General features: G+C 60.8%; 12 protein-coding genes. 8 read left to right on the top strand and 4 right to left on the bottom strand.

The window, feature by feature from the left end:
• Positions 1-119 precede the first annotated feature (119 nt).
• Positions 120-557 (top strand): arsenate reductase ArsC, encoded by a 438-nt coding sequence (locus ACP5EL_RS01925; protein ID WP_428400755.1) that lies wholly within the window; start codon positions 120-122, stop codon positions 555-557.
• 6 nt (positions 558-563) lie between these two features.
• Here the strand turns inward: ACP5EL_RS01925 and ACP5EL_RS01920 are convergent, their stop codons facing one another.
• Together ACP5EL_RS01920 and mmp10 are read right to left on the bottom strand one after the other, a co-directional pair.
• Entirely contained in the window at positions 564-1,859 is a 1,296-nt protein-coding gene (locus tag ACP5EL_RS01920) for a methyl-coenzyme M reductase glutamine C-methyltransferase (RefSeq protein ID WP_428400754.1), read from the bottom strand.
• Between the two features lie 66 nt (positions 1,860-1,925).
• A complete protein-coding gene (mmp10, locus tag ACP5EL_RS01915; RefSeq protein ID WP_428400753.1) occupies positions 1,926-3,143 on the bottom strand; it encodes a methyl coenzyme M reductase-arginine methyltransferase Mmp10 in 1,218 nt (405 codons plus the stop codon).
• A 145-nt stretch (positions 3,144-3,288) separates the two neighbouring features.
• Here mmp10 and ACP5EL_RS01910 point away from each other — a divergent pair, with 145 nt between their 5' ends.
• Positions 3,289-4,425, top strand: coding sequence for a TIGR04083 family peptide-modifying radical SAM enzyme (locus ACP5EL_RS01910; RefSeq protein ID WP_428400752.1), 1,137 nt, complete (start codon positions 3,289-3,291; stop codon positions 4,423-4,425).
• A 24-nt stretch (positions 4,426-4,449) separates the two neighbouring features.
• Here the strand turns inward: ACP5EL_RS01910 and ACP5EL_RS01905 are convergent, their stop codons facing one another.
• Entirely contained in the window at positions 4,450-5,370 is a 921-nt protein-coding gene (locus tag ACP5EL_RS01905) for a calcium/sodium antiporter (RefSeq protein WP_428400751.1), read from the bottom strand.
• Positions 5,371-5,721: 351 nt separating this feature from the next.
• Between ACP5EL_RS01905 and smc the strand changes: the two genes are divergently transcribed.
• Genes smc through ACP5EL_RS01880 form a run of 5 tightly spaced genes read left to right on the top strand, consistent with a single transcriptional unit; the run spans position 5,722 to position 12,249 of the window.
• A complete protein-coding gene (smc, locus tag ACP5EL_RS01900) occupies positions 5,722-9,237 on the top strand; it encodes a chromosome segregation protein SMC (protein WP_428400750.1) in 3,516 nt (1,171 codons plus the stop codon).
• A complete protein-coding gene (locus ACP5EL_RS01895) occupies positions 9,234-9,944 on the top strand; it encodes a segregation/condensation protein A (RefSeq protein WP_428400757.1) in 711 nt (236 codons plus the stop codon). Before smc ends, ACP5EL_RS01895 begins: the two co-directional genes overlap by 4 nt.
• A 33-nt stretch (positions 9,945-9,977) precedes the next feature.
• Entirely contained in the window at positions 9,978-11,000 is a 1,023-nt protein-coding gene (scpB, locus tag ACP5EL_RS01890) for an SMC-Scp complex subunit ScpB (protein ID WP_428400749.1), read from the top strand.
• A 22-nt stretch (positions 11,001-11,022) separates the two neighbouring features.
• Positions 11,023-11,415, top strand: coding sequence for a hypothetical protein (locus tag ACP5EL_RS01885; RefSeq protein ID WP_428400748.1), 393 nt, complete (start codon positions 11,023-11,025; stop codon positions 11,413-11,415).
• Between the two features lie 21 nt (positions 11,416-11,436).
• The gene (locus tag ACP5EL_RS01880; RefSeq protein WP_428400747.1) at positions 11,437-12,249 is read left to right on the top strand and encodes an HD domain-containing protein; all 813 of its coding nucleotides are present in this window, start codon (positions 11,437-11,439) and stop codon (positions 12,247-12,249) included.
• Between the two features lie 14 nt (positions 12,250-12,263).
• Here ACP5EL_RS01880 and ACP5EL_RS01875 read toward each other — a convergent pair whose 3' ends face one another.
• Complete coding sequence (locus tag ACP5EL_RS01875; RefSeq protein ID WP_428400746.1) at positions 12,264-14,246, bottom strand: glycoside hydrolase family 15 protein; 1,983 nt, start codon at positions 14,244-14,246, stop codon at positions 12,264-12,266.
• Positions 14,247-14,411: 165 nt separating this feature from the next.
• On the opposite strand from ACP5EL_RS01875, the gene ACP5EL_RS01870 reads away from it, so the two are divergent.
• Positions 14,412-15,473, top strand: coding sequence for an immunoglobulin domain-containing protein (locus tag ACP5EL_RS01870; protein WP_428400745.1), 1,062 nt, complete (start codon positions 14,412-14,414; stop codon positions 15,471-15,473).
• Positions 15,474-15,545 lie beyond the last annotated feature (72 nt).

Raw genomic sequence — 15,545 nt, 5'->3', positions numbered from 1 at the left:
TTTCTGGCAAATCAGAGTTGAGAGATGGCCGGGACCGAATTTTGGAAATGCCCTTATAGATCGAGATTCTTCTTTGATATTGGCAACTTTTTTATATTCGGCGGCTCAAATTTGGTGACATGTCGAATAAGGAGAAGGTCATCTTCCTCTCCGCTCACAACTCCGCCCGGTCCCAGATGGCCGAGGGTCTCCTCCGCCACCTCTACGGCGACCGGTACGTCGCCCGCAGCGCCGGAGTGGACCCCCGGGAGGTGGACTCTCTGGCGGTGGCGGTGATGGCCGAGAGGGGGATAGACATCTCCGGTCAGCGGTCAAAGAGCTCAAAGGTGCTGTGGCGCGAGGCCTTCGACGTGGTGGCCAAGATCCGTGACTTCGACTCCGAGCCCTGCCCCCTCTTTCCCAGCGGGAGATGGAGGGCCTTCATACCCCTGAAAGACCCCCTGACGGTGGAGGATCCGGAGGAGCGGAAGTTGACCCTTAGGGCGGCGAGGGACGATCTGGAGCGGTGGATCGTGGAGATCTTCGGAGAAGAGGGCTTCAGAAACGAAGACGGCTGAAGGGCATCAGACGATCTGGCCCCTGTACTTCTCCAGAAGGTCCATCACCCGTCTCACGTCTCTGCCCTGGGTCCTCGCCTCCTCCAGGAAGGCGGAGTAGGTGGCGTCGTCGACTATTTTTGGGATCGGTTTGCAGTTCTGGCCGTGGAGCATCAGGTTGAAGCATCTCGCCTCCGCCTCCGAGAGCTTGAGGGCCCGATAATCGCCCGCGTGCTCCCGGTAGAGGAGGTTATCGTCCTTCGGATAGTCCAGGGCGAGCTTCGCGAGAGGCGTTCCGGGTATGGGCTCTGCGACGCTGGCGAAGACGTCCTCGAGCATCGCCTCGTCCATGAAGTCCAGGGTCGCCTGGTAGTCCTCCTCGGTCTCGCCGGGGTAGCCGACGATGAAGCTTCCCCCGACCTTGACCCCGCAGCGGTGGGCGAGGTCGACCGCCTCCAGGTTCTTCTCCGGAGTCGTCCCCTTCTTCATCACTTTGAGCATCTTCTCGCTGCCCGACTCGATCCCGAAGAATACCCAGCCGACGGTGTACTCTCTTACCGCCTCCAGGATCTCCTCGTCGACGAAGTCGACCCTCATGTCCGGGACGGAGAGGTTTCTCGGGCCCAGGATCTCGGCCAGGGATGAAAGAAGCTCGATGAAGGCCTCCTTGTTCACCTCCTTCCCGTAGCCGAAGAGGGATCCGGTCCCGCCGCTGACCGCGACCCGCGCGACGCCCATCTTCTTCATCTCCCGGACCTCGGCCAGGATGTTCTCGAGGGACCGGGACCGGATCGACCTCCCGAAGAACCGGGGCACCTGGCAGAAGGTGCACCCGCCGAGGCAGCCCCGGTGGGTCTCGATGTAGACGTTGGCTCCCCGTACGTTCTGGCTCTTGAGGTCCTCGGGGATGAGGGGCATGACGTGGTCGAGGTCGGAGGCGGGGACCGGCTCTGTCTTGACCACCTCACCATCCTGGAGGAAGGCGAGGCCCGGGATCTCGGCCGAAGGTCCTTCTTCGACCAGGTCCACGACGACCTCTTCGCCCTCCCCCATCACCACGGCGTCGACCTCCAGCTCCCCCAGGACGATCTCGGGGACGAGGCCGACGGGCCCGCCGACATATATCTTCGAAGATCGTTTCGCAAACTCTTTGATCTCGGGGTCCAGGAGCTGGGATGTGGAGAAGAGGCTGAGGAGGGTCACCTCCCCGGTGGTGGAGAGGTCCCGGGTGATGGTGACTGCGTGTCCTCTCTCCCGGAGGATGCCGCCGAGGATGAGGGAGCCGTAGGTGTAGGTCTTCGGGGATACGATCGTCGTCTTCATCTTCATCTCCTCCTCGATCTCGTTTTCATATACATCTCCAGTCGGATCTCCCGTTCGTCTCCAAATTCAGACCCCCAGAGCGTTGATCTCCTCGATGAGGTCGGTGAAGGCCTCCAGCTCGATCTCGATCACCTCTTCGGGGGTCATGCTGATGCTCATCTCGCCGTCGACGGTGAGCCGGTCGGGGCCGCGCCGGACGAGCCTTCGGACTCCGTCCCGTGAGAGGGCCTTCTTTATGTCCGAGTCGCAGGCCATCGCCCTCCCCGGCAGGATCACCGTCTCCTTGACCTCGGATAAGTCCAGCTCCATCAGGTCCCGGATGGTTATCAGGCAGCCTATGTCTTTGTTGACGGGGACGACGTTCACCCCCTCTCCGAGCTCATCGAATATAGCCGATAATAGGGGGTGGGCGACGAAGCTGGTGATGAGGGTCGCCCCTTTTCGGACCGGTGGAAGTCTTCTGAGCAGATCTTTTTTGTGCGCCAGGGCGAAGGGCGATTTTGTGACCGGGTCCCAGAGGGGGGTTCCCGCCACCCGAAAGGTGTATCTCTCGTTCGTCTCGGTGACGATATCTCGAAACTCCTCCACCGTATGGGGCACTATTCCGGGGATGATCTGCTCGTTTCCGAGGATCAACCCTTGCTCCCTGGAGTTTGCAAACCTCATCAGGATCAGGTTCTTGATCCCCATCTCCTCCAGGTCCCGGCAGGTCCGATCGAGCTCCGGGCCGTCGTTGACCCCCGGTATCAGCACCGAGGCGGCGTAGACGTCGCAGCTCTCGGCGAAGGTCCGCAGGTTTGCGAGGGCCGCCTCAGGGTGCCGATCTTTCATGTACTCCCGCCGGAGCTCGGGGTCGGTGGAGAAGACGGTGAAGGATACCTCCCTCACCCCGGCTTCGATCAGATCCACCGCCTCGTCCCCTTTGGTGAAGCCCTTGCCGCTGGTGTAGCCAAGATGGATGGGGACGGATCCCTGGCCCACCATACGTGCGAGCTCCAGAAGCTGGGGATAGCAGCTGAGATCGCCCCCGCCGCTGATGGTGACCTTGTCGGGCCTGCTCCCGAAGGCGGCTCCGGCCACCTCCATCGCCACCATCTGGACCGGCTTGAAGCCGGGGTAGCCCTCGACGATCGCCCGAGAGCAGTAGTCGCAGCCCTTCTGAAAGGGGAGGCAGTGTTTGCATCCGAGGGGTTTGATCTCCTTTACTCCCTTGAAGTAGCAGTAGCTGCAAAACCCCTTGCAGTCGTGCCCCGGTCGACCTCCAACGTCCGCCAAAATCTCCATCCAGAACCTCTCCGTTCCCAGATCGGACCGGAGAGGGTAAAGCCTTTGCGGGCTGACGAATGATGGAAAACCTGGTTCTGGAAAACTATTAGTAGAGTGAAGATGACCAGAAAAGATCGTGGTTCAAAAAAGGCCTTTTCACGTGATGATCATCCCCACTTTGGGCTGCCCTTCCAGCTGCAGCTACTGCTGGAGTTCCGATGAAAATTCCCCCATAATGACGATCGAGACCGCGAAAGAGATCGTCGGATGGCTCAAAGTCTTCCGGGACGACCCCGTCACCTTCACCTTCCATGGCGGCGAGCCCCTCCTCGCCGGCGCCGACTTTTATCGGGAGACTCTGTCTTTGCTGACGGAGGGGTTAAGTCATCTGAAAATAGCCTTCGCCCTCCAGACCAACCTATGGAAGATGACCCCGGAGATCGCTTCCGTCCTCGCCGAGTACCAGATCCCCATCGGCTCAAGCCTCGACGGCCCCAAGGAGCTCAACGATCTCCAGAGGTCAGAGGGCTACTTCGATAAGACCATGGCCGGCTACGAGGTCGCCAGGGCTCACGGCCTCTCCGTCCAGTTCATCTGCACCTTCACCTCCTACTCTGTGAATTTCAAGGAGGATATCGTCAACTTCTTCCTGGAGAACGGTCTCACCTTCAAGCTCCATCCTGCCCTCCCCTCCTTGAAGAGCGATGACCCCGACAGGTGGGCCCTACCTCCCGAGGAGTATGGAGAGCTTCTCGTCTATCTATTGGACAAGTACCTGGAGAATATGGACAAAATCGAGATCAGGAACATCAACGATCTCTGTCGATGCGTCTTCACCGGCCGGGGGACGGTCTGCACCTACGTCGACTGCATGGACGACACCTTCGCGGTGGGCCCCGACGGCAGCATCTACCCGTGCTACCGGTTTGTGGGAATGGACGAGTGGGTGATGGGGCAGGTCAGCGATCGGCCGACTCAGGCCGAACTCGCTGGATCTTTGGCGGGAAGGCGGATGCAGGAGTTCAAAGAGCGGGTGGACCAGGAGTGCAAGGGATGCAGACACATCCGATACTGCCGGGGCGGATGCCCCTACAACGCCATAGCGCCTTCCGGAGGCGAGCTTTTGGGCGTCGATCCCCACTGCGTCGCTTACAAGAGGATCTTCGACGAGATCACCGACCGGTTCAACGAGGAGATGCTCGGGTCCATGGGCCTCTGCCCTCCGCCTCAGCCGTCGGTCTCTGGCCGGGAAGGGAAGCCGGGGATGATGGCCCTGATCCAGAAGATAATCTCAGGCTAGAACCTCTTTTTCCAGTCTCTTTTTTCAGAGGATGGTCAGGATAGTGATGATCTCCAGGAAATATATCGCCACCAGCATGGACCCCTCGAACCGCGTTATCCTATTTCCCAGGACCATAAACCCGAGGAGAAGGCTGATCAGCACCACCACGGGAAGGGTGGTGGAGATGAAGGCCTCGCTCGCGGCCACGTCTTGAACCAAGGAGGCCGACCCCAGTATTATCAGGGCGTTGAAGGTGTTGGCCCCCAGGACGTCCCCCATGGCGATATCCCCCCGGCCGTTCTTGGCGGCGACGACGGCGGTGCTGATCTCGGGAAGGGAGGTCCCCACCGCCAGGAGGATCACCGCCACCACCGCCTCGGATAGTCCCAAAGTGGCGGAGATCGTCCGGATCGCCTCGACCATGTAGTTTGCGCCGACCGAGAGCATGACCACCCCAGCGAGGAAGAGGCCCAGGTACCTTGGCCTGAACTTCTCGCTCCCCCTAGATTCGCCCCTCCTGTGCTCAGAGATCTCGTGGCGGAGGAAGGAGAGGTAGATCGCGATCAGAAAGATCCCCTCGATCCAGGTGATCCTGTAGTCCAAAAAGACCACAAAGATCGCCAGCATCGAGGCGAGGAGAAAGGAGAGGTCCGTTTCCAGGATCTTCCGATCGATGTATATACCGTAGAACATCGCCGCGGCGCCGAGGGCGAGGCCGGTGTTCGCCAGGATCGACCCCAGGACGTTTCCTGCCGCGATCTCGGGCCTCCCCCCATCGACGAGCATCGCCACAAGAGAGGTTGAGAACTCGGGAAGGGACGTGCCGAAGGCGACGACCGTCGCCCCTATGACGAACTCGGAGACGCCGAGGACCTTGGCAAAGTGGACTGCGCTCTCGGTGATCGACTTCGCCCCGTAGTAGAGGGCGACCAGGCTCACGGCGAAGATCAAAAACTCCAGCAAGAATCCAGCCTCTAAGGTCTCCTCGTTTGTACTCATTAATTAATCAATCGTCTTCTGGTGGCAGGTACCGGCATAGACGATTCCGGGAAAGGGGGCGGACAGGACGCCATCCGGAGTATCTCGCCGTAAGAGCCGCGCTGTGGCCGGCCATCAGCGATCCCTGGAAAACTCCGCCGAGACGGGGAGAGGGGATATACGCCCTAGAATAGGTATTTTAATGAGAAGATACAAAGGAATCTCAGGTTTAAAGATCGACCAGGGGGTTCTCAGGGGAAAAGGGCCCTGAGATTTCTGGGCCGGGGGGTTTATGACCCTTCCGGACTGGATCGGAGTAGCAAAGGGTGGTCGAGGTTGCACATCAAGGAGATTGAGCTCAGGAACTTTAAGTCCTTTGGCAGGAAGGTAGTGATACCCCTGCATAACGACTTCGTCGCCATCACCGGTCCCAACGGGAGCGGCAAGTCCAACGTCGTCGACGCTCTTCTCTTCGCCCTCTCACTCTCCTCCAGCAGGGCGATGAGGGCCGAGAGGCTCCCCGACCTCATATACCGGGGCGACAACGGCAAAAACCCCGACTTCGCCCAGGTAACCGTCAAGTTCGACAACTCCAGCAGGACCGTTCAGGTGGACGAAGACGTCGTCGAGATATCGAGGAAGGTCAGGCTGACCAAAAACAAGTACCAGAGCATCTACTATTTTAACGGCAATCCCTGCACCCAGACCGAGATTCACGACCACCTCTCCCGGGCGGGGATCACCCCCGAGGGCTACAACGTGGTGATGCAGGGGGACGTCACCCGGATCATCGAGATGTCTTCCTTGGAGAGGAGGAGGATCATCGACGAGATCGCCGGCGTCGCCGAGTTCGACGAGAAGAAGAAGAGGGCCCTCGAGGAGCTGGAGGTGGTCAGGGAGAGGATCGACCGGGGCGACGTGATCCTGGAGGAGGTCGAGTCCCAGCTGGGGAGGCTCTCTGAGGAGAGGGACAGGGCCCTCGCCTACCAGGCCCAACGGGAGGAGAAACGCCGCCAGGAGGCTTTCTTGCTTCTGGCGAAGCTGAAGGAGGCCGAGTCCGAGCTTGCCGACCTCGGGGTGGAGAGGCAGGGCCTGCGGGCGAGGGACGAGGAGCTCTCCGAGAGGCTCGATCGGGAGAGGGCGGAGCTCTCCAGCCTGGAAGCGGAGCTGAAGGGGCTCAACTCCGAGATCACCTACAAGGGCGAGGACGAGCAGATCGAGGTCAAGCGGCGGATGGTGGAGGTGAAGGGTTCGATCGAGGCCGATGGAAACAGGATCGAGATGGCCAACGCCGAGATCGCCGAGATCGAGGCCGAGCAGAGATCCGACTACCTGGAGGCCGACCGGATCGCTCGGGAGGCCGAGGCTCTATCGTCGAAGATAAGGGACGGGTCCATTCGGAAGGCGAGCATCCTCGCCGAGATCGCCGAGAGGGAGGAGGCTCTCGGCGGCTACAGGGAGAAGATCGCCAAAGCTGACGCCCAGTACGCGGAGCTGAGAGACCAGCTCTATGCGGTCAAGAAGGAGGTGGAAGAGTCCAAGTCGAGGCTGGCAGACCTGATGCGGGAGAGGGACCGCCACCTGGACACAGCAAGGAGGAGGTCGATCGAGAGGGAGGAGGCGGCCTATGAGATCTCCGAGGCGAAGGAGACGGCCGCCAGCCTAGACCGGGAGGGGGAGAGGATCGGTCGGGATCAGAGGAGCCTCGAGGACCGGATCTCTGCCATCGAAGAGGAGAGGGCGGACCTCGACTCCGCCAGGTTGGCGATAAGGCGGGAGATGGCCGAGGTCGATGAGCGGCTCCAGAAGCTCCAGATGGAGAGGGCGAGGGCCGAGGCGAGCTTGCGGTCTGCGGGCGAGGGGTCGGGGTACAGCAGGGCCGTGGAGGCGATAAGGTCTGCCATCAACAATAACCGGCTCTCAGGCCTCTGCGGGACGATCGCCGAGCTCGGCGAGGTCGGCGAGGAGCACGCCACCGCCCTGGAGGTGGCGGCGGGCGCCAGGCTTCAGAGCATCGTCGCCGAGACCGACGGGGACGCGGCCCGGGCGATCGAGAGCCTGAAGAGATCTCGGGCCGGCAGGGCTACATTCCTGCCTCTAAACAAGATGCCTTCGGGGACTTTACCTGCTCCGCCGAGGGGATCGGGGGTTGTCGACTACGCTCTCAACCTGGTGGGGTTCGACCCCCGTTTCCTCCCTGCCTTCTTTCACGTCTTCAGGGACACCCTGGTGGTGCGTGACCTGGAGACTGCGAGAAGGCTCATGGGCCGGTATCGTATGGTGACCCTGGAGGGCGACCTGGTGGAGAAGGGAGGTGCCATGACTGGCGGCTCCTTCAAGTCCAGGCTCAAGTTCGCCGCCGACGAACGACAGAAGCTGGAGGATGCGACGAGGAAGGTCTTAGCCTGCCAGGCCGAGAGGGAGGCCCTGATCGAGAGGCTCGACCGGGTCGAGGGTGAGGCCTCCGCCGTCCGCAGGGAGATGGAGGAGATGGGCCGGGAGGTCTCGCGGATCGAGATCCGGACCGAGGAGATCGAGGGCCAGAAGCTCAGGCTCGAGCGCTCGATCCAGGATCGGGAGAAGAGGCTCCTCGAGATGGAGTCCGAGGCTGCCGAGGTGAGAAAGAAGCTCGACTCCCTCGAGCGGGAGATCAGATCGCAGGAGTCGGAGTCCAGGGGTCACGAGGAGCGGGCGATGGATCTCGAGGGGGCTCTCGCCGGCTCAGAGATCCCGGAGCTGTCGGCCCTCGCCGACGGCCTGGAGGCCGAGATCCGGGGTCTGGAGCGGAGGTCCTCTGAGATCGAGGCCGAGATCACCGGCGATCGGCTGAGGGAGGAGAGCTGCTCTGCCCGAAAGGCGGAGCTTGCCGCAAGGAGAGAGGCCCGGGAGCTGAAGAGGGGGGTGGCGATCGATAAGAAGAAGGCTGCGGAGGAGAGGATCGGGGAGGCGAAGCTCGCCATCGAGGAGCTGGCCCGAAAGGAGAGGGAGATCGAGGAGGAGCTCTCCGATCTCAAGGGCGAAAGAAGCCGGCTCCTGGACAGGAGCATGGCCAAGGGGAGGGAGGTCGACTCCACCGACCGGGAGCTGGACCGGATCCGGGCCCGGATCGCGGCGGTGGAGGGGGCCGGCCGGGAGATGAGGTCCGCGGCCGACGATCTGCGGGCCGAGATCGAGGCCTGCGGGATTGACCTCGCCGAGGACCCTCCCAAGAGCCAGACCATAATCCGGAAGATCAACGCCCTGGAGAGGTCGATGCAGGAGCTGGAGCCGGTGAACATGCTGGCGATCGAGGAGTACGACCGGGTCTTCGACCGGCGGGAGACCCTCCGTGACCGGCGGGAGACGCTCTCGAGGGAGAGAGAAGACCTCCTGGGCAAGCTGGACCGGTACGAGGAGATGAAGCGGGAGGCCTTCTTGGCCGCCTTTGAGGGGATAAACGAGAACTTCAGGGACACCTTCCACCGCCTCTCCGACGGCGAGGGGGAGCTGGTCTTGGAGAACGAGGAGGACCCTCTCGCCGGCGGGATGACGATCAGGGCTCGGCCCGCCCGGAAGGCCTTCCACCGTCTGGAGGCGATGTCCGGGGGAGAGAAGAGCCTCACCGCCCTATCCTTCATCTTCGCGATCCAGAGGTTTAGGCCAGCGCCCTTCTACGCCCTGGACGAGATCGACATGTTCCTGGACGGCGCCAACGTGGAGAGGGTGGCAAAGCTGATCAAGGGGATCGCCGAGATGGCTCAGTTCATCGTCGTCTCTCTGAGAAAGCCCATGATCCAGGAGGCGAAGTACATCGTCGGGGTGACTATGCAGGAGAACAACATATCCACGGTGACGGGGGTGTATCTGAACTGAGCTCCGTCGTCGAACTCTCGGACCTTCCGGAGCCCTTCGGCCTGGAGCCCGACCCGATCCAGGTCCTCCTGGACCTGGCAAAGAAGGGGGAGATCGACCCCTGGGACGTCGACTTATCCCAGCTGACCGAGAAGTTTTTGGAGAGGATCGAGGCGCTGGGTGATAGAGACCTTCCGGCCCTGGGCAGGACCCTCCTCTACGCCAGCATCCTGCTCCGGATGAAGTCCGACTCGATCGAGGAGGGGGACGAGGAGCCTGAAGACGATCTCTTCGATGAGTTCGACGACGGTCCCGTCTTCAGGAGGCGGGCGATCGGAGGCCTACCCGCTCCGCCCATAAGGAGGAGGACGAGAAGGCCCGTCACCCTCGACGAGCTTATAGTCGAGCTGAAGAGGGCCGAGACGGTCGCGGAAAGGAAGGTCGTGCGGGCGAAGGAGAGGCCCGAGGCGACGGTCGAGGAGGCGATGGAACGGGCCCATGAGGAGGGGATCGAGGAGCGGATCCGGTCTCTTAAAGGGTTGATATTCGAGAGGCTCGCGGCCGAGGATCGGATCTCCTTCTCCGATCTTGGCGAGAAGGACGTTTTGAACTACGTCTCTCTCCTCTTCATGGCGGGGAGAAGGGAGATCTGGCTCACCCAGGAGAACCTCTTCGGCGAGCTTTATATAAGCAGGCACCCCGACGGTAAGGTGGAACCGTCGGGGTGAGGTGTATCTGATTTGTCATCCGAGGAGGAAGACTTGGCGGCATTGGTGGAGGCCGCCCTTTTTGCTGCCGGAAGGCCCCTATCGATCGGGGAGATGGCGGAGCTGACGGACCTGCCCATCAGGACCATCAGGACCCTGGCCGAGGGATTGGTCCGGGACTACTCCGAGAGGGGAGGTGGGATTGAGGTCAAGGAGTTTGAGGACAGGTTCGTGATGCAGGTTCGGGCCTCGTTGGCGGACCGGGTGAGCAAGGTCGGGCCAAAGGAGCTGGAGGCTCCGCTCCTTCGTACCCTGGCCATCATCGCCTACAACCAGCCCATAGCCCAGAGCGAGCTTGCGAGGCTGCGGGGGAACAAGAGCTACGGCCACGTCAAGGAGCTGGAGGAGCTGGGCCTGATCTGTGCCGAGAAGGAGGGGAGGACGAAGATCATCACCACCACCAAGAACTTCGCCGAGTACTTCGGCCTCGACTTCGACGATCCCGACTTCGTCAAGAGGGTGATGAAGGAGCGAAAGAGGCTCGGGGTCACCCCCATGTACAGAAGCCTCGCCGAGCGGATGGGCCTGGATTTTGGGGTAGCAAACCCCTACAAGCCCTACAAAAACGATATCCAGCTGATGAAGAGGCTCGACCTTCTGGTCATCGCCCCCGGCTACGAGGAGAGGGCAAAAGAGCACTATTCAGGCGAGTTGATCGAGGCGGGCGTCAGGACCTTCACCCAGCTGAAGGAGAGCATCGACCTCATCGCTGAGAAGTCGGGGAGGTCCGATCCGGAGAAGACCGAAGCCCTCCATGCGGAGATCGACTCACTTCTTGCAGATTATAGAGAGCGGGCGAAGGGAGCCCGCCCGGTGAAGCCCCTCTCGCCGATGATCGAGGAGATCGCCCTGGACCTGGGGGTTCCCATAGACGAGGACGGCATCTCCGCCGCTCCCGACTACAAAGAGCTGGCCGCCGAGATCCAGGTCCCCACCCACCAGTCCTACGATTTGGACATCGTCGAGAGGATCAGGGGGCGGTACGAGGCGATTTTGAGGGGATTGTTGGAAGATTGAAGTTTGAGATGAGGGGATCAAAATGAGCGACGAGAACGCTATCCAGAAGTGCGATCGATGCGAGAGAGAGTTTCCGGTCGAGGACCTCATCGAGGAGGGCGGAGTCCGGATATGCGAGGACTGCTATATCAGCGCCCACGCGAGGATCAAGGCCTGTGACCCCTGGGCCGTAAGGTCCAAGAAGATCCTGAGGGAGAAGGCGGGCCTCATCGGCGCCGAGGGGCTGACCGAGGTCCAGAGGAAGATCTACGAGTTCATCATCTCGAAGGGCGGGGCCAGAAGGGAGGAGATCGCAAAAGAGTTCGACCTCCCCCAAGATGAGCTGGAGAACCAGTTTGCGATCCTTCGCCACTGCGAGCTGGTCAAGGGCCAGAAGCGGGAGGACGGCATATACATCGTCGCCTTCGAGGAGTGAGGATCTCTCGGGTGGACCGGGATGGACGAAGATTCTCTCAAAGAGCTTTCTCGCTGGTTCGGTGAATACGTTCTGACCTTCAAGTCCGGCGATACCGAAGAGGACAGAAACATCGTCCTGAAGAAGGAGCACACCGCCCGCGTCCGCCGGGAGATCAGCGAGATCGGAGAATCCCTCGGCCTATCCGAAGAGGAGCTCTGCCTGGCCGAGTCGATGGCATTATTTCACGACCTGGGCCGCTTTCCTCAGTACACGCGTTACAAAACCTTCTCTGACCGCCGATCCTGCGACCACGCCGCCCTCTCGGTGAAGGTCCTCATCGAAGAGCGGGTTCTCGACGCCCTGGAACCGGCGGAGCGGGACCTCATCCTCAAGGCGATTTCCTATCACAACCGGGCCGCCCTCCCAGAGGAGGAATTGGAGCGGTGCCTCTTCTTCTCCAGGCTCCTTCGGGACGCCGATAAATTGGACATCTGGGCCGTCCTCCTCGATTACTACCACCGGCGCGATGTGGAAGGGTACCGGAATGAGGCTCTGGAATTGGACCTTCCCGACGATCCGGGGATCTGCGAGGAGGTCCGCAGAGATATCATGGCCGGGGAGATGGTGAGGGCGGAAGATCTCCGAAGTCTGAACGACTTCAAGCTCCTCCAGGCGAGCTGGGTCTTCGACCTGAACTATTGGCCCGCTCTGGTGGCGGTGAAGGATAGGAGATACCTCGAAAGGACCCGGAAGTTTCTTCCGAGGTCGGAGAAGGTGGATCGGATCTTCGATCTCCTCATATCCCGCCTCGAAGAGCGAATCGAGGCCGAGGTGCCCGACGATGAAGCCTGAAGGATGATTTTATTTCAGCCGGTCTTACCGGGGTCGCGCTTCCCCTCTTTCTCTCGTAGGGCCGCAAGATACTCCAGCACCGCGAGGACGAAGGCGGCGTGCGACCAGGTGAGGGGCAGAACCGACCTCGGGCTGCCATCGTCGGCCACCTGCTCGGGGAGGAGGCCCGTGGTGGGATGGGCGTGATCTGCGCACCATTTTATCAGCTCGAGACCCCTCTCGAAGTTCCCCACCGCGGCGTGCCACGAGGCGAGCCAGAGGGTGCAGATGATCCAGCTGTTCATCCGGCCGCCGTACCGATCGCCCTCGTACCGGGCTACGCCTCCCGAGGGGCGCGACAGCTCCCTCTCCACCGCCTCCATCGTCCTTCTCACCTTTGGGTCATCCGGTGGGAGGACCCCGAACCACCAGACGGCAAAGAGGGAGGAGTCGAGGTCTGGATCATCAACCGATCGCCGAAACCTGCCCAGCCGCTCGTCGTAGAGCCTGCTTATTACCGCAGCCCGGACCCTCTCGGCTCCTGCCGACCAGGCCTCGGAGAGGTCGTCGTCTCCCAGGGTCCGGGCCAGCTCCGAGGCGCCCAACAGCCCTGCGTAGACGGTGCAGGTGCTGTAGGTGAAGATCCCTTTCCTCTCCTCCCACAGATCGAAGCTCGCTTTCGGTAGGCCCGACTCGTCCAGGGTCCTGAGAAGCCAGCCCGCCGCAGGGGTGACGATCGATCCGAAGTACCTCCCGGCGGTCCAGACGTTCCTCGCGCAGAGCCAGTTGAAGTGGAGGGCAAAGAGGGGCAGGCCCGTCTCGTCGATCTGGATCATGGGGACCGGGTGCCAGGTGCTCCCGAAGTCGCCGGCCGGGGTGTACTTGTGGAGGAAGTAGCCTCGATCGGTGATCGTCTTCGCGAAGAACTGAAACGCCTCGCCGCTGAGATGATGGTAACGCGCCCGGTCGAGGGCGATGCAGGCCCAGGCGGCATCCCGGGGCCAGGAGTAGGAATAGAGGTCGGCCCCGAACTGTCGGATCTCCGAGTCGGAGGATGCGATGACGGAGCCGTTCACGTCCATGTGGGCTACGGTGGCGATCAGGCTTCTGTAGAATATCTCGCGGACCCTCTCCGGGAGGCGGTCCATGAGGCCCGCCTCGGGAAGGACGGAGACCCTTTCGAGAAAGGAGTTCCAGAAGTTGAAGGAGGTCTTGTAGAGGCTTGCCATCTCTCCCCTCTTCAGCCGCCGATGGGAACTCATCACGGATCTGTAGCTCTTCCCCAAGGCGATCCAGAGATGGACCCTCCTCGATCCTCCGGCCCCAAGCCCGGAGATGGTCCAGCCGAGGGTCGAGTCCACAGACCCGTGGGCCACGGGGTTTCCGCTGAGGAGGCCGTCCTCCAGGATCTCACGCCAGGTGCCCTCGAGACCCCGCCACTCTGCAGTGCCTGTGGCGTACTGGTCGAAGAGCGGATCGCTCCCGTGGAGGATGTACCGATCGCGCTTGTAGTGGATCAGAACGTCTCGGTCCACCACCGCCGTCTCGCCGATCTTGCTCTCCAGGAGCCTGTAGTTCTGGTTGGAGAAGAGCCTCAGGTCCCTCTTTTCATCCGAGATGTTTCTTACCTCGAAGATCCGGGAGAAGACCTTCTCGGAGGGGTGGACCGCGTCGAAGAGGACGACCTCCAGGCCCATGGCCGGGCTCCGAAATGTCGTCTCTCCTATGTTCGAGATCAGCCCGCTGACAAAGCCCCCTTCGTCGGGCTCGGGATCCCCCAGCAGGATCGTAGACCCCTTCAGGAAGCCCTGGCGAAAGCTCGACTTGTACCTCTGGACCGGGCTCCAGTCCTCAAACCAGCTGCATCGGCGAGAGAGGTTCAGGTCGCAGATCCCCGCCCTGATGGAGTGGCCGTGGTTCTCGAGACCCACTCGGGGGAAGTAGACGTCTCTAATCGTCCCTCTCTCATCCTCGCAGATCAGAATTCTGCCGTTTCCGAGCACCAGAGGTCTGGCCAACCGGATCACCTCAGGAAGCGAACAAGTCGGTATCGCCGACTGTCTTGTTTTAGCTTCTTTGCCCGAAGCCATGAAGCTGTCGGTGGCCCGGAACTAAAGAAAATCTCAGAAAATAAATCTTTTATATCAGTAGGCTGCAAAGTCTCTATCAGGGAGATTGTTAGCATGAAGGCACTTAAACTATTGATGGCGATCGCTGTCATAGGTCTGGTCGGATCAACCTGTTCTCTCGGCCAGCAGTGCAGCAATTGCGCAGACAAAGCCGATAGCGTGCTCAAAGATCCGTTCTCTGTGGAGTTCGATGAGCCGATCTTGCCCCTGCGGCAGGGGTGGTCTCTCTGGGACGAGGAGTTCGATCTTGGAGATGACCTGGTTTGGCGGAGCTTTGAAACGGAAAATATCAAGCCCTTCGAAGACGCTGGTCCCGTTGAAGCGGGGTCGGAGAGATCGGTAGAGGATAAGTCTGACGATTCGTCGTCTGGGCACGGCCTTCCAGAAGACTGGATCATCGACGAGAACTTCTACAGCGATTACGGTGGATCTGAGGGAGAAGAGTTCGGCTGGGGTGAGACCTACGATCATCCGGGAATGCCGGGACCGGATGAGAACGCCCTCTGGATCGTCTTTCCCTACAGCAACAACGTCCGCACGACTGGGCTCATGATACAGAAGGACAGATTTGCAAAGGAGCTCATAATTCCAGGAGCTAGCGGGACGATCACCATCTATGAGGACGGGCCCAACGGCGTTAAAGCCTACGTTCCGGGCTGGCAAGTGAAGGCCAATAGGGCTTATCGGACCTGGTTCACCGCAGACTCGGTCGGCGAGTACACCGTCTGGTACGAGGTCCGCGACGAGAAGCTCAACGTCACCAAAAAGAGCAACGATATCAGGTACGAAGTCTTCGAGAACCTGGCCGTAGTGGTCCAGAACGAGGCCAAATGCCCGAACGAGACCGCTATATTCAGAGCTCTTGCCTCGGGTTGCGAGGACCCCCGCTACCAGTGGTATAAGGGAATCTCCTCGAAGACTGGTGAATTGATCGAGAACGCCAACTCCAGCAGCTACATCATATGGAGAGTTCAGGAGGACGACGCGGGCTACTATACCTGTAAGGTGACCTGCAACGGAGATAGCGTTGAGGATGCGGGACGGCTCTACGTCGGATGGTGGGATTGCACAAGAGGAATAAGTCCCTGCATATGTCAATTCGGTCCGAAACGATAAAATGAGAGTCATGACCTGGGATAGGTCATGACACGATCTTTTTTCCTGAAATCCGAATGTTTTGGTACCATT

It is taken from the genome of Methanocrinis sp. (assembly GCF_049974945.1).
Classification (GTDB): Archaea; Halobacteriota; Methanosarcinia; order Methanotrichales; family Methanotrichaceae; genus Methanocrinis.
This window is presented reverse-complemented; position numbering and strand designations above follow the sequence as displayed.

Excerpts from the sequence above, each read along its gene's own strand:
- ACP5EL_RS01870 (WP_428400745.1), top strand. The coding sequence starts at position 14,412 with ATGAAGGCACTTAAACTATTGATGGCGATCGCTGTCATAGGTCTGGTC.
- mmp10 (WP_428400753.1), bottom strand. The coding sequence starts at position 3,143 with ATGGAGATTTTGGCGGACGTTGGAGGTCGACCGGGGCACGACTGCAAG.
- ACP5EL_RS01925 (WP_428400755.1), top strand. The coding sequence starts at position 120 with ATGTCGAATAAGGAGAAGGTCATCTTCCTCTCCGCTCACAACTCCGCC.
- ACP5EL_RS01885 (WP_428400748.1), top strand. The coding sequence starts at position 11,023 with ATGAGCGACGAGAACGCTATCCAGAAGTGCGATCGATGCGAGAGAGAG.
- ACP5EL_RS01910 (WP_428400752.1), top strand. The coding sequence starts at position 3,289 with ATGATCATCCCCACTTTGGGCTGCCCTTCCAGCTGCAGCTACTGCTGG.
- ACP5EL_RS01880 (WP_428400747.1), top strand. The coding sequence starts at position 11,437 with ATGGACGAAGATTCTCTCAAAGAGCTTTCTCGCTGGTTCGGTGAATAC.
- ACP5EL_RS01920 (WP_428400754.1), bottom strand. The coding sequence starts at position 1,859 with ATGAAGACGACGATCGTATCCCCGAAGACCTACACCTACGGCTCCCTC.